This window comes from Streptomyces kanasensis (assembly GCF_043077165.1).
In the GTDB taxonomy this organism is placed as follows: domain Bacteria; phylum Actinomycetota; class Actinomycetes; order Streptomycetales; family Streptomycetaceae; genus Streptomyces; species Streptomyces changanensis.
Genome location: NZ_JBIBSF010000008.1, coordinates 167,931 through 180,964 on the forward strand (window position 1 = coordinate 167,931; position 13,034 = coordinate 180,964).

General features: G+C 73.6%; 12 protein-coding genes. 8 read left to right on the forward strand and 4 right to left on the reverse strand.

Features of this window, described 5'->3' with window-relative positions; all coding sequences use genetic code 11:
- Positions 1-6: 6 nt before the first annotated feature.
- The 5 genes from ACF053_RS20765 to ACF053_RS20785 all read left to right on the forward strand — a co-directional run bounded on the left by ACF053_RS20765 (position 7) and on the right by ACF053_RS20785 (position 6,228).
- The gene (locus ACF053_RS20765; RefSeq protein WP_391955253.1) at positions 7-1,356 is read left to right on the forward strand and encodes a protoporphyrinogen/coproporphyrinogen oxidase; all 1,350 of its coding nucleotides are present in this window, start codon (positions 7-9) and stop codon (positions 1,354-1,356) included.
- Complete coding sequence (locus ACF053_RS20770) at positions 1,353-2,363, forward strand: SDR family NAD(P)-dependent oxidoreductase (RefSeq protein ID WP_391955254.1); 1,011 nt, start codon at positions 1,353-1,355, stop codon at positions 2,361-2,363. The genes ACF053_RS20765 and ACF053_RS20770 overlap by 4 nt, the downstream gene beginning before the upstream one ends.
- Complete coding sequence (locus ACF053_RS20775) at positions 2,318-3,334, forward strand: acyl-CoA desaturase (protein WP_058943062.1); 1,017 nt, start codon at positions 2,318-2,320, stop codon at positions 3,332-3,334. The genes ACF053_RS20770 and ACF053_RS20775 overlap by 46 nt, the downstream gene beginning before the upstream one ends.
- Positions 3,335-3,377: 43 nt before the next feature.
- Complete coding sequence (locus ACF053_RS20780) at positions 3,378-5,003, forward strand: AMP-binding protein (protein WP_391955255.1); 1,626 nt, start codon at positions 3,378-3,380, stop codon at positions 5,001-5,003.
- Positions 5,004-5,214: 211 nt separating this feature from the next.
- Positions 5,215-6,228 (forward strand): phosphorothioated DNA-binding restriction endonuclease, encoded by a 1,014-nt coding sequence (locus tag ACF053_RS20785; protein WP_391955256.1) that lies wholly within the window; start codon positions 5,215-5,217, stop codon positions 6,226-6,228.
- A 3-nt stretch (positions 6,229-6,231) separates the two neighbouring features.
- Here ACF053_RS20785 and ACF053_RS20790 read toward each other — a convergent pair whose 3' ends face one another.
- On the reverse strand, positions 6,232-6,906 hold the full coding sequence (locus tag ACF053_RS20790; RefSeq protein WP_391955257.1) for a 4'-phosphopantetheinyl transferase family protein: 675 nt from the start codon (positions 6,904-6,906) through the stop codon (positions 6,232-6,234).
- 319 nt (positions 6,907-7,225) lie between these two features.
- Here ACF053_RS20790 and ACF053_RS20795 point away from each other — a divergent pair, with 319 nt between their 5' ends.
- On the forward strand, positions 7,226-7,681 hold the full coding sequence (locus ACF053_RS20795; RefSeq protein WP_391955258.1) for a hypothetical protein: 456 nt from the start codon (positions 7,226-7,228) through the stop codon (positions 7,679-7,681).
- Between the two features lie 554 nt (positions 7,682-8,235).
- Positions 8,236-9,492, forward strand: a complete 1,257-nt coding sequence (locus tag ACF053_RS20800; protein WP_391955259.1) for a PP2C family protein-serine/threonine phosphatase — start codon at positions 8,236-8,238, stop codon at positions 9,490-9,492.
- Between the two features lie 77 nt (positions 9,493-9,569).
- Here the strand turns inward: ACF053_RS20800 and trhA are convergent, their stop codons facing one another.
- Positions 9,570-10,424: a PAQR family membrane homeostasis protein TrhA gene (trhA, locus tag ACF053_RS20805; protein WP_391955260.1), complete on the reverse strand. Its 855-nt coding sequence runs from the start codon at positions 10,422-10,424 to the stop codon at positions 9,570-9,572.
- A gap of 256 nt (positions 10,425-10,680) precedes the next feature.
- Between trhA and ACF053_RS20810 the strand changes: the two genes are divergently transcribed.
- The gene (locus tag ACF053_RS20810) at positions 10,681-11,241 is read left to right on the forward strand and encodes a hypothetical protein (protein ID WP_391955261.1); all 561 of its coding nucleotides are present in this window, start codon (positions 10,681-10,683) and stop codon (positions 11,239-11,241) included.
- Positions 11,242-11,512: 271 nt separating this feature from the next.
- On the opposite strand, the gene ACF053_RS20815 is transcribed toward ACF053_RS20810, so the two are convergent.
- Complete coding sequence (locus ACF053_RS20815) at positions 11,513-11,716, reverse strand: cold-shock protein (RefSeq protein ID WP_048475199.1); 204 nt, start codon at positions 11,714-11,716, stop codon at positions 11,513-11,515.
- Between the two features lie 237 nt (positions 11,717-11,953).
- The gene (locus ACF053_RS20820; RefSeq protein WP_391955262.1) at positions 11,954-12,310 is read right to left on the reverse strand and encodes a MerR family transcriptional regulator; all 357 of its coding nucleotides are present in this window, start codon (positions 12,308-12,310) and stop codon (positions 11,954-11,956) included.
- Positions 12,311-13,034 lie beyond the last annotated feature (724 nt).

The following is a 13,034-nucleotide window of genomic DNA, read 5'->3' on the forward strand; positions in this document are numbered from 1 at the left end:
CGAGCCATGGCAGTGACACACACGGGTGACCGGCGGCGCGTGGCGGTGGTGGGGGCGGGCGTCTCCGGCCTCACCGCGGCGCTCCGCCTCGACCTCCTCGGGTACGACGTCGAGCTCATCGAGGCGGCCGGGATACTCGGCGGCCGCTTCGGCCTCGACAAGCTCGGCGACCGGCAGGTCATGACGGGCGGGAAGAACATCGGCCGCCGCTACCACACGTTCCGCTGGTTCACCTCGGAGCTCGGCGCGGACGCGTACGAGTCCTTCGGCTACAACGCCTCCCGCATCAAGGACGGCGAGGTCCTCACCCTCGACAGCGAGCGGCGGGGCCGGACGCTGAGGAACATCCGGCGGATGGGCTCGTCGCGCGACGTCGCGCGGATGGCGGCGATGGCGGCGCGGATCCGCGCCGACGACCGCAACCGCTTCCTCGGCTCGCGCTACTTCAGCGGCGTCTCGCGGCGCCACGACCACTCCCCGCTCAGCTCGTTCTTCGGGCGCGAGATGACGGACATGCTGGTGCGTCCCATGGTCATCCGCAACAACGGGGCGGAGCCCGACGAGGTCCACCCCGGCACGTTCGGCACCAACCTGGCGATGCTGATGGACCACTACGACCAGCTGAGCGGCGGCATCCAGCCGGTGCTGGACGCGTTCGTGAAGCGGGTCCCGGTACGGCTCGGCGCCACCGTGGAGGACCTGGTGGTCCGCGACGGGAGGGTCACCGGGCTGCGCGTCTCCGAGGGCGGGGCGCCCGCGCGGACCAGCGACTACGACGGCGTGGTGCTGGCCACACCGGCCCACGCGGCCGCCGGGATCGTCCGCTCCGCGCGGCCCGCGCTCGCCCGGCGGCTGTCGGACGTGAGGTACTTCCCGTCCACCGTGGTCCTCGTCGAGTACGACCGGCCCGTCTTCGGCCCGGACGTGCGCGCGCTCGCCATGGACGACGGGCCGTGCAGCAACGCCGGTTCGTACGGCATGGAGGAGCGGCACATCGTCCGCTACACCTACAGCGGCCGCGAGGGGCGCCTGACCGACCTCAGCCCGGAGAACATCGACCGGCTGACCGGGGAGACCGAGGAGCGCCTCGTGAGGTACCTGGGGGCACCGCGCGCCGAGCGCGTCAACCTCCTGGTCAAGCACTGGGACGCGGCCTACAGCGGCTACCTCCCCTACCACGCCGACTTCCTCGCCGAGGTCCGGGAGAGCGTCGCGGACATGCCCGGCCTGGAGCTCGCGGGCGACTACATCCAGGGCGTGTCCATCGAGGCGTGCGCGCGGACGGGCCGCGCCGCGGCCGGCCGGCTCGCCGCGCACCTCACCTCCCCCTCGGCGCCCGCGCGGGCGGCGGCGTGAGCGGCGGCGCGCACCGCGAACCGGGCGACGGCCCGGGTGGCGGCGCGAGCGGGGACACGGGCCCCGGGAGTGCGGGCGGCGGCGCGGACGGGGGCGCGGGCGCCCCGGCCGACTGGGCGGTGGTCACCGGCGCCTCCTCCGGCATCGGCGAGCACCTCGCCCGGGGTCTGGCCGCGCGCGGGTACGGGCTGTGGCTCGTCGCCCGCTCCACCGACGCCCTCGAACGGCTCGCCGGGGAACTGCGCGGCCGGCACGGCGTACCCGTGCGCGTGCGGACCTGCGACCTCGCGGACCCGGCCGCGCGGCGGGCGCTCGCGGCGGAACTGGGCGGGCAGCCGGTCTCGGTCCTCTGCGCCAACGCGGGCTTCCCCACCTGCGGGCCGTTCCACGAGAACGACCCCGCCCAGGAGAGCGCCCAGGTCCAGGTCAACGTCGTCGCGCTGCACGCACTGACGCAGGCCCTGCTCCCGGGCATGCTGGCGCGGCGGCGCGGCGGGATCCTGATCACCGGCTCCACCGCCGGCTGCCAGCCCGTACCGACCGCGGCCACCTACGCGGCCGGCAAGGCGTTCGCCAACGCCTTCGCCGAGTCGCTCCACGTCGAACTGCGCGGCAGCGGGGTGCGCTGCACCCTGCTCGCGCCGGGCCCCGTCCGCACCGGTTTCTACGCGGTGGGCGGCATGGCACGGCTCCAGGAGCGGCGGTTCCTGGCGTGGCTGACCCCCGAGCGCGTCGCCGAGGCGGGCCTGCGCGGCCTCGCACGGGGCCGCCGCGTGGTGGTCCCGGGCCCGGTCGCCAAGGCCCAGTACCTCGCGGGCCGCCACACGCCCCGCGCCCTGCTCTTCCCCGTGCTGCGCGCCGTGGTGCTGCCGGTCTTCCGCACCGCGCGGACCGGCTCCCGCACCCGCCCGCCGGCCGGCACTCCCGACTCCCGACTCCCGCACGTGAGAGGCACAGGACAATGGACGGCAGAAAACACCGGTGGTTCATCCTCGGGGCGTCGCTGATACCGCTGATCGCGGTGGCCGGCGCCATGGCCCTGCTGTGGAACGAGATCTTCGGCTGGTCGGACGTGGTGGTCCTCGTCCTCATGTACGCGGTCTCGGGCTTCGGCATCTCGACCGGCTACCACCGGATGCTCACCCACCGCTCGTTCGAGACGTACAAGCCCATCCGCGTCGCCCTGGCCACCGCCGGGGTGATGGCCGGCCAGGGCCCGCCGCTGATCTGGGCGGCCCACCACCGCAAGCACCACCGCGTCGCCGACAAGCCCGGTGACCCGCACAGCCCCCACCTGGACTTCGAGCCCGGCTTCAAGGGCACGATGGCCGGTCTCTGGCACGCCCACCTCGGCTGGCTCTTCGACGTCAACCTCACCTCCGACCCGATGCGCTACTGCCCGGACCTGGTGCGCGAGAAGCCGCTGCGCTGGCTCAGCGAGCACCTCCTGCTGGTCACCGCCGCCGGTGTCGTGCTGCCCGGCCTCCTCGCCTACGCCCTCACCGGCGGCGACTGGCGGGCCGGCCTGACCGGCATGCTCTGGGGCGGCCTGGTCCGCATCTTCCTGATCAACCACATGACCTACGCGGTCAACTCCGTCGGGCACGTCTTCGGCCGCCGCCGCTTCGACACCACCGACCAGTCCCGCAACGTCGCCTGGCTCTCCCTCCCCTCCTTCGGCGAGGCGTGGCACAACAACCACCACGCCTTCCCGCGCTCCGCCCGCCACGGCATGAAGTGGTACGAGGTCGACCTCTCCGCGATCCTCATCTGGAGCCTGGAGAAGACCCGCCTCGCCTGGAAGGTCGTGCGCATCGACCCCGACCGCATGGAGATGCGCGAGGCGGGGGTAAGCCGGGTCAACGCGGCCTCCATGGACAAGAGGGAACTCCTGGAGACCCAGCAGAACATCGCGCCCCTCGCGGAGCGCCGCCGCGATGCCCGTGAGGCCGACGCCTCGCTGGTGGACGTCGAGTAGCGCGGCCACCGGACGAGCAGACGAGTAGACGGGGATCACGTACATGGAGTTCTTCAGGGCCCTGACCGACGGGGCGACGCACGGCGTACTGCACGAGTGGACGGGCGAGGGGTTCGCGCACACCCCCTGGCGGGACGTCGTCAGGGACGCCCACGGCATGGCCGCCGAGCTCCGCGGCCTCGGCGTCGGGCCGGGCACCCGCGTCGCCGCCGTCCTCACCAACACGCCCGACACGGTCCGCGGACTGCTGGCGATCTGGCTGGCCGGCGGCGCGGTCGCCTCCCTGCCGCTGCCGACCCGCGGCCAGGGCCGGGAGGCGTACGGCGAGCAGCTGGTGGCGCTCTCCGCGCGGCTGGACCCGACGCTGCTCCTGGTCGACGAGGGGCTGACCGACATGGTCCCGCCGAAGCTCGGCAAGGAACTGCCGGTCCGCGGCTGGTCGTCGCTGCGCGGCGGGGGACGCGTCGAGCCGAGCCCGCCGGGCCGGGACGACGTGGCCTTCGTCCAGTACTCGTCCGGGTCCACCAGCACCCCCAAGGGATGCGCGCTGACCACCCGGGCCATCGAGCAGCAGCTGCAGATCATCCTGCACCTGACGGGCGGCCGCCCCGGCGCCGACACGGTCGCCTCCTGGCTGCCGCTCTCGCACGACATGGGCATGTTCGGCTGCCTGCTGTACTCGTGGGCGTACGACTTCGACTTCGTGCTGTCGTCGCCCGAACGGTTCGGGATGGCGCCGCGCACGTGGTTCCGCGACATGGCCGAGTACGGGGCGACGATGACGGCGGGCACCAGCACCGCCGTGTACCTCGCGGCGCGGGCGCAGGGCCGGGGGGCGCTGCCCAGGGAGCTGAAGCTGCGGGCCGCCGTGATCGGGGCGGAGCGCGTCGACTGGGACACGCTGGCGGCGGCGACGGAGAAGTTCCGGCCGTTCGGCCTGTCCGACACCGCCTTCCAGCCCGCGTACGGGATGGCCGAGGCGACTCTCGCGGTGACCGGGAAGCCGTGGGCCCAGGCGCCCAGGGCGCTCGCGTTCGACGGTCCCGCGCTGGTCGAGGGCACGGTGATCGAGGTGGCGCCCGACCACCCGAAGGCGGCCCGGCTGGTCTCCAACGGCGTGACGCTGCCGGGGGTGTCGGTCCGGGCGGGCAGCGGCGGCAGCATCGCGGAGATCCAGGTGTCGTCACCGAGCCTCGCCGTCGGCTACCACGCCGACCCCGAGCGCACCGCCGCGCGGTTCCGGGACGGCTGGCTGCACACCGGCGACCTCGGCTTCGTGCGCGACGACGAGCTGTACGTCCTCGGCCGGGCCGACGACATGCTGTCGGTGGGCGGGCGGAAGGTCTACGCCTCCGAGATCGAGTCGGCGGTCGACTCCCTGAGGAACGTCCGCAAGGGCTGCGCCGCCCTCGTCGACGCGGGCGGCTCGGGGACGTCCCGGCTCGTGCTGATGGTGGAACCCCAGGGCAACCCGAAGGACTTCCGGCCGATCGCCGAGGAGGCCGCCTCGCTGGCCATGGAGAAGGCCGGCGTCGCGCTCGCGGAGTGCCTGTTCCTGGCGCGCGGGGTGCTCCCGAAGACGCCCAGCGGAAAGATCCAGCGCTTCCGCTGCCGCGCCCTGCTCGACGAGGGACGGCTCGCCCCCGTGGCACGGGTGGCGTTCGCCTGACCGGGCCGAGGGGCCCGCCCACACGGGCCCCTCGCCCCACCACCCCACCACTCCCCTCGCCCTTCCTCCCCGCCTCCGCGCCCGCCCCCGCCCCGCGCGGCCGTCAGTGGAACCGCGACGGGAAGGCTTGCGAGAATCAGCGGGCACGCCACCCGGACACGGCCGCGCGGAGCCGGACGGGGGGACACGGGGCGGACATGGGGGAGGTTCCGTGACGCGGGACGAGCTGCTGGACGCGCTGTCGGCACTGCGGCGGGCCCAGGTGGGCGGGCGGCGGGCACCGCACAAGCCGTTGCTCGTGCTGTGGCTGCTGGGGAGGTTCGCCGGTTCCGGCAGCACCGCCGTCTCGTACGACGAGGCCGAGGAGCCGGTCAGCCGGCTGATCAACGACTTCGGGCCCGCCGTGACCAGCCCCGCGCGGGCGCGGGAGCGGGCGGCCATGCCGTTCGTGCACCTGGAGCGCGAGCTGTGGGAGCTGCGCGACCGGGACGGCCGCGCGATCGGCCCGGACACGCCGGAGCGGGGCGGCGCCCTGCGGGCCCGCGGGGCGCACGGCCGCCTCCACCCGCACGTCGAGGCGCTGTTGGCGGAGCCGGGCACGTTGGCCACGGCGGTTCGCCTCCTGCTGGAACAGCACTTCACCCCCGCGCTGGAGGCACCGGTCTGCGACGCCGTCGGGCTCGACCTCACCGACGACCTCACCGCGGACCCCTCCGGAGACTTCGGCACGGGCCTCGCCGGGGACCCCGGCGCCGACCTCGCCACCGACATCGGCTCCGCCCCCGCCGGCACCGCGCCGCACACCCCCGCCGGACGGAAGCGACGCCGGCGCAGGGCCGGTTTCACCGAGGAGGTGCTGCACGCCTACGCGTACGCCTGCGCCTTCTGCGGGTTCGACGGCGCCCTCGGCCGCCACCCGGTCGGCCTGGAGGCCGCGCACGTACGCTGGCACAGCCAGGACGGCCCGGACGAGGTGAACAACGGCCTGTCCCTGTGCTCCCTGCACCACGCCCTCTTCGACCTCGGCGTCCTCGGGCTCCTCCCCGACCTGCGCATCCAGGTCTCCGAGCTGTACGTCGCCCGCGGACCGGCCGGCCGCGCCGTCGACGACCTCCACGGCCGCCCCGTCGCGGCGCCCCGCCCCGGCCGCCCCACCGTCGACCCGCGGTTCGTCCTCTGGCACGGCCGCCAGGTCTTCAAACGCCCCGGGACCCAGGCCGCGTAGCCCTCAGCGAGCGCATCCGCCCGCGCGCCGGCGCGGTGGCGGTACGGTCACGACGGTGGCCACCAGCCCCCCGTCCACCGCCCACCGCCCGCTGAAGCCCTCCGCCGGAACGGCCGGGTCGCGCGGGAGGACACGCGCCGTGAACGTCCCGTCCACGGCGAAGGCCAGCTCGGCCTCCTCGTGACCGAGCCAGCGGCGGGTCAGCGGGAACCACGCCTTGTACACGGACTCCTTCGCGCTGAACAGCAGCCGGTCCCCGTGCACGTCCGGACGCGCACGGGCCAGCTCCGCGAGGTGCGCCCGCTCGCCCTCCGACGCGACCAGCCCCAGCACTCCGTCCGGGAGCGGCAGGTGCTCCTCGGCGTCGATCCCGAGGGCGCGCAGGTCCGTGTCGCGCGCCACGGCCGCCGCCCGGTAGCCCTGACAGTGCGTCATGCTGCCGACGATCCGGTCCGGCCACTGGGGCGCCCCGCGCTCACCGCGCGGTATCGGCACGGGCCCGACGCCCAGCCCGGCGAGGGCCCGCCGCGCGCACCAGCGGACGGTGGTGTACTCCCGGCGCCGCTTGTCGACCGCACGACGCACCTGCTCCGCCTCCGCACCGAGCAACGGCAGCCCCGGCGGATCGTGGAAGACCTCGACGACGCGCACCTCGGCCGGCAGCAACCCGTCCATCACGGCCGTCCCCTCCCCTCCACGACGACACCCCGGCGGGGGCCACCCTCGCACACGGACGCACGGTCCGATCACCCCCCGCTCGCGTGACGCTGCCCGCTTCACCGCCATGCGCATCTCACCGCCATGCGCGCTTCACCGCCATGCGCGCTTCGCCGCCGAGGCCCCGGTGGTCCCGCCGGTCCCCCAGGTACGCACGGCCGGCACATCCGGCCCGCCCTGCGCGGTGCCGGTGCCCGGCCGGTGCCACCGACCGCGGCGCCGGTGCGGTGTGGGAGAAACGATAATCTGAGCCGCATCGACACATCGGGCGGGAGCGAAGTTGAAGCGAGCGAGCAGATCGGTCTGCGTCGCGGGAGCACTCGTACTGCTTCTCGGAGGCTGTGACGCCCTCTCCACCGACAAGACGCCCGAGCGCATCAGGAACGGGACGTCCCAGCTCGACCTGACCGTCACCGGGCGCCCGACGCCAGGCAGCCTCTCCGTCACGGAACACGTTCTGGCCCGGCTCAGGGCGCGCGACGCCGAAGGCCTGGCCGAGCTCGCCGGGGAGGGCGACAGAGCGGACGAGGACGCGAAGCGCTGGCTGGCACGCTGGGGTGATGCGGCCCGACGCCCGGCCACGGCGGACTTCGGCCTCGGCGAGAAGGACGCGTCCGTCGAGGTCCGCTTCGCCGGAGACCGCTCCACGCTGACGCTCCTGCTGACGCCGAAGGACCAGGACGACCCTTACGGCGACCGGTACGTGGTCGCCCTCCACGAGGACCCGGTGACGTGACGGCCCGGCACCCCGGGGGGCGTCCGTACGGCCCCGGAGTGTCCGACCGCCGCTGAACCCGCCGGCCGGGCCCGGGACGCGGGCTCCGACCCCAGTCGCACGGGGAGGGAGCCGTACGGGCCGGAGGACGACGGACCTGTGCCTCTCGACGACCCCGGACAGCTCAGCGAGGAGGCCGCACGCCCCCTCCGCCCCCTTCGCCTGCTGCTTCCCTCGGCAGGCGGCTGACTTCCTCGGCGCACACCTGCCGCTCCGTATCGCCGTGCGGCGTCGGGCGCCGGTGAGCGCCCTGGAGCGGGACACCGGCAGGCGGCGTGGGCCGACTGCCCGCCGCCTGCTCGTGCAAGGAACGGTCGGCTGAGAGGTGCGCCCCCTCGGGCGCGCCGTGGTGCAATGACTTCTGCCCGGCACCGGGCTTGTGCCTGCCCTCGCACCCCTGGGACGGGGCCCGGGCCACCAGTGAGCGAGGAGTCATCGTGACCGTATGCGAGCCTGACGGGGAGGGTGAGCCGAGCTCTCGTGCTCCCGGGAACGGGTGGGGCCGGGGCGAGGCGATGACCTTGGCGGGGACGCTGGCGGCGGCGGAGAGCTCGGCTCCCGTGGAGTCGCTCGACGTGGTCGCCCGCATGCTGAGGGAACACCTCGGGGCCGCGTCCGTGTCGTTCCTGATCACCGACTTCACCGGCGGCTCGGTCGTACGGCTGGGGGCCGCGGGCAGCGTCGAGACCGACGAGCCCGCGCGGCGCATCACGCTGCGGGGCACCCTGTACGACGACGTGATCCGCACCCAGCGGCCGCGGGTGGAGGACCGGGGCGAGGCCACGCTGGTGCGGGTCGTCGCCCCGGTGACCAACCGCGGGGACGCCATCGGGCTGCTGGAACTGTTCCTGCCGTCGGCGCCGGACGCGGGGGTGATGCGGGAGATCGGCGAGACCGCGCACGCCCTGGCGTACATCGTCATCGCGAACCGGTCCTACACGGACGTGTACCAGTGGGGCCGCCGCACCACCCCGCTGAGCCTGGCCGCGGAGATCCAGCACCGGTTGCTCCCGGCGTCGCTGGCGTGCGAGGCGGCGCAGTTCGCGGTCGCCGGGGCGCTGGAGCCCGCCGACCACGTCGGGGGCGACACCTTCGACTACGTGATCGACCGGGACACGGTCCAGCTCTCCGTCACCGACGCCATGGGGCACGACGTCGACGCCGCGCTGCTGGCCACCCTGCTGGTGGGCGCCCTGCGCCGGGCACGACGGGCCGGCGCCGACCTCGCCGAACAGGCCCGCCAGGCCGACCGGGCCATGCGCGAGCACGGCCGCCACGGCTACGTCACCGGTCAGCTGCTGCGCATCAGCCTGATCGACGGCGGGACCGAGTTCATCAACGCCGGGCACCCGTGGCCGCTGCGGATGCGGGACGGGCAGGTGCAGGAGATCACTCCGAAGATCGACATGCCGTTCGGCTTCGACGCCCCGCACACCTACCGGGTCCAGTCGCTGGACCTGCGGCCGGGTGACCGGCTGGTGATGTTGACCGACGGCATGCTGGAGCGCAACGCCATCAGCTCCGACCTGTCCGACCTGGTCGTCCGCACCCGCGCGCTGCATCCACGCGAGGCCGCCCGCACCCTCATCGCGGCGGTCGTCGACGCGAACGACGGCCACCTGCAGGACGACGCGACCGTCATGTGCCTGGACTGGCACGGTGTCGGCCACTCCCGGCGGGACGCCGACACCGGTGCCGACCTCGCCGACGCCTCCGCCCCGTCGTGGACGGGACAGGCGGGGCGGACGAGGCGGACGGCTCCCGGGCGGTGACCCGACGGCTGCCCCGGGGCCCGCGTCGACGCGCCCTGGTCACGGCCGCCGTCGGCTCGGGGCGAGGACCGGGCGGGTCAGGAGACGGCCAGGGCGATGGCGGCGTAGTGCGCGGTGAAGGCCGCCACCGTCAGCGCGTGGAAGACCTCGTGGAAGCCGAACCAGCGGGGTGAGGGGTCGGGCCGCTGAAGGGCGTAGACCACCGCGCCCGCGCTGTAGAGGAGACCGCCGACCACGACCAGGACGAGCACGGCCACTCCGCCGGCGTGCAGGAAGTCGGGCAGGTAGCTCACCGGTGCCCACCCCAGGGCCAGGTAGCAGGGGGTGTACAGCCAGCGGGGGGCACCGACCCACAGGACCCGGAACGCGATGCCGACCGCCGCGCCCACCCACACGATCCACAGCAGCAGGGACCGCTGGTCCGGCGGGAGGAGGAGCACGGCCAGCGGGGTGCAGGTGCCGGCGATGATCAGGAAGATGTTGGCGTGGTCGAGACGGCGCAGGAGTGCCTCGCCGAGCGGCCCCCAGGTACCCCGGTGGTAGACGGCGCTCGTGGCGAACAGCAGCCAGGCGGTGACCGCGTAGACGGTGCAGGCCAGGACCGCCTGGGGGGTACGGGCCAGCCAGATGAGCACGATGCCCGCGATCAGCGCGGCAGGGACCATTCCGACGTGGAGCCAGCCACGCAGCCTCGGCTTGATCGGTTCGGCCAGGTCCGACGCCCGCTCCACCAGGGCGGCGACCGGGCCGGTGCTCTCCTCTGTGTCGCTTGTGCCGCTGCCGGCTGTGTCGCCGGCTCGTGGTTCGCGGGCCGGCCCGCCTTCATGACGTTCTCCGGGCGCTGAGGCGACGTGACCACTCTCGACTTCAGCGGCGTGGCGGGACACGGCTTCCCGTCCTCCTTCGAACTCCTGGGCGTCACTGGCAACCATGTGAGCATGCTAGGAGGCACCACCCGGCAGGACGGAAGGAGGCCGGTCCGGAACCCGAAATCGCGTTGCCGGGCATGCGCCGGTCCGGAACCCGAAATCACGTTGCCGGGCATGCGCCGTTTCGTCACCGTGTGGGCTGCGGCCCCGTCGCCGTCGCCACCGATCGGGCCTGCCGAAGCCGAGTAGATCGCCCGGTCATGGGAACGATCAGGGCTTCCGAACGGGCTCCTCCGCTCGCCTACCGCAAGGATCGCCGATGCTTCCTGAGGTCCGCCCCCACGTGTCCGCCCCCCTCGCACTCCAGCTGGAACACCGGTTGGGCCTGGCTCCGCACCTGGGAGTCGGCCACCTCGATGTGGAGGGCGTCGCCGGCATCGCCGTCGTCGCGGCCGCCCACTCCGGCGGGTACGCGGCCACCGGCCACCTCCTCGGGCTGCTGGCCGCGCTGCCCGCCCCCACCGAGGCAGGAGAGCGCTTCTGGTCGGACCTGTGGAGGGCCTCGGGCACCGCGTACCTGCTGCCCGTCAACATGAAGGCGCTGGTGCGGCGTTCCCTCGCGGGAGAAGGGATCGACCTGGCCCGACAGATCCTCTCGGCCGTCGACGAGATGACCCCGCCCCAGCGCGTCGCCGCCGGGGACGTGATCGGTGAGGCCCTCGCCGAGTCCGACCACCTTCCCGACCTCAAGACACAGGTCATCGGAGAACTGTGGCTCCGCGATCTGGAGCTGACCGCCTGGCGCGTCCTGCACGCGGACCGCGGCTCGGACGATCCGGCCGGCCGGAAGGCCTTCGTCGACGCCTGGACCGGCGTCTGAGCGTCCGCTCTCCGGGCGGAGGCGCAGGGCACGTGGCGCCCGGGCCGGCGCGCGGTGCCCGCGGCGCCCTGTCCACCTCGACGGCTCAGGGCCGCGCAGCCATGGCTGCGCGGCCCTGAGATCGTGCTTCACCGGTCTGGTCGACGCCCCGGCGCGGGAACGGGTCCGCACGGTCCGGCTGGAGCACGGAAACGCACGGCCCTCTGGCCCCCACGGGTCGCGGCGGTCACCGGACGCGCGGTGCGCGAGCCCTCGGGAAAGGGCTGGAGGGTCAGGCCGGGGTGATGTTCTCGGCCTGCGGGCCCTTCTGGCCCTGGGTGACGTCGAACGTCACGGTCTGCCCCTCCTGGAGCTCACGAAAGCCCGAGGAGTTGATGGCGGAGTAGTGCGCGAAGACGTCCGGGCCGCCCCCGTCCTGGGCGATGAAGCCGAAGCCCTTCTCCGCGTTGAACCACTTCACAGTGCCCGTAGCCATGTTCATGCCTTCCAGTCGATGACGCCTGCCACTGCATGTGGGAGGCAGAGGTGATCGCCCTGGTTCGTGCGGCACAGCACAGCACAGCAAGATGCCCACGCCTGAGGCGTGGGCAAAGGGGAACTCCGAACCACGACAGCTGGAGCAGACGCTACACGCCCACCCACCGCGTCGCCACAGGAACGATCACAACGGCGCCGCGCGTGGCGCCCGCCGGCACCGGCGGGCGCACCCGTCTCATGCCGCGGCCGGAGGCGTGGGCGGTCCCGCGGCGCGTCGGTCCTCGGCGGCGCGGCGGTACTCCGCGTTGATGCGCTGGGCTTCCTCGAGCTGGTCTTCGAGGATCACGATGCGGCAGGCGGCTTCGATGGGGGTGCCCTGGTCGACCAGCTCCCGGGCGCGGGCGGCGACGCGCAGCTGGTAGCGGGAGTAGCGGCGGTGGCCCCCCTTCGAGCGCAGCGGGGTGATCAGCCGGGCCTCTCCGATGGCACGGAGGAAGTTGGGGGTGGTACCGAGCATCTCGGCAGCCCGCCCCATGGTGTAGGCGGGGTAATCGTCGTCGTCGAGACGGCCGAAGGAATCGTCTGCTGTCATCTCACCTCTCAGTGTCACGCGTGGAGGGGCCCTGGTGCCGTACTGGCACCAGGGCCCCGAAGGAACTGCTACACCATCTGCCGGCCCTAGTGCTGCACCGGCCTACTTGTTCCGCAGACCCACCCGGCAGAGGGCGGGACGTGCGGGGATCGCGGATGCGTGACCGGAGACCACCTACCTATCGATGTCCTGCGGTACCCGGGCTCGAGCCGCTGGCTGCTACCCGGGCGATCCTGATGGCGCCGAAGCCCTCCGTTCTTCCCTCTGGACCGATCACTTACCAAACGGGTACTGCGTACTGCTCGTGGTGGCCCCTGATCACTGCGGGCCACCCGGTCCGGTCGTCAGCTCCGTCACCGTCCTACGACAACCCTGGCTCCGGAACTCCACCACCGCACCGTGCTGCGAACTGCTTGTACCTCTGCCCGGCAGTTCGTCTCTGCCGGGCCTTGCTCGATCTCGGCTACAAGAGAAACCATAGCCACAGCACCATGCAATGTCTACTCCGGCGGGCATAGATTTTTGACCGCTCGAAGAGGAGCTAACCTGCGCCGCCGGCCTACGGGGGCGGGCCGGGGCAGACCGGACGCCCGACTCCGGCACCCGGAGCACCCCCGACCACGGCCCGCACGGCCCCGAGGGCGTGCCGCGGGCTCGCGGTCAGGTGGCCCGTGGTCACCGACCACCGGCCGCGCAGGCAAGCCCTTCGGGCCGGCACGGCGAC

Bases quoted from the DNA above. Each gene is read 5' to 3' on its own strand.
- ACF053_RS20765 (WP_391955253.1), top strand. From the start codon at position 7: ATGGCAGTGACACACACGGGTGACCGGCGGCGCGTGGCGGTGGTGGGG.
- ACF053_RS20775 (WP_058943062.1), top strand. From the start codon at position 2,318: ATGGACGGCAGAAAACACCGGTGGTTCATCCTCGGGGCGTCGCTGATA.
- ACF053_RS20780 (WP_391955255.1), top strand. From the start codon at position 3,378: ATGGAGTTCTTCAGGGCCCTGACCGACGGGGCGACGCACGGCGTACTG.
- ACF053_RS20800 (WP_391955259.1), top strand. From the start codon at position 8,236: ATGACCTTGGCGGGGACGCTGGCGGCGGCGGAGAGCTCGGCTCCCGTG.
- trhA (WP_391955260.1), bottom strand. From the start codon at position 10,424: ATGGTTGCCAGTGACGCCCAGGAGTTCGAAGGAGGACGGGAAGCCGTG.
- ACF053_RS20810 (WP_391955261.1), top strand. From the start codon at position 10,681: ATGCTTCCTGAGGTCCGCCCCCACGTGTCCGCCCCCCTCGCACTCCAG.
- ACF053_RS20815 (WP_048475199.1), bottom strand. From the start codon at position 11,716: ATGGCTACGGGCACTGTGAAGTGGTTCAACGCGGAGAAGGGCTTCGGC.
- ACF053_RS20820 (WP_391955262.1), bottom strand. From the start codon at position 12,310: ATGACAGCAGACGATTCCTTCGGCCGTCTCGACGACGACGATTACCCC.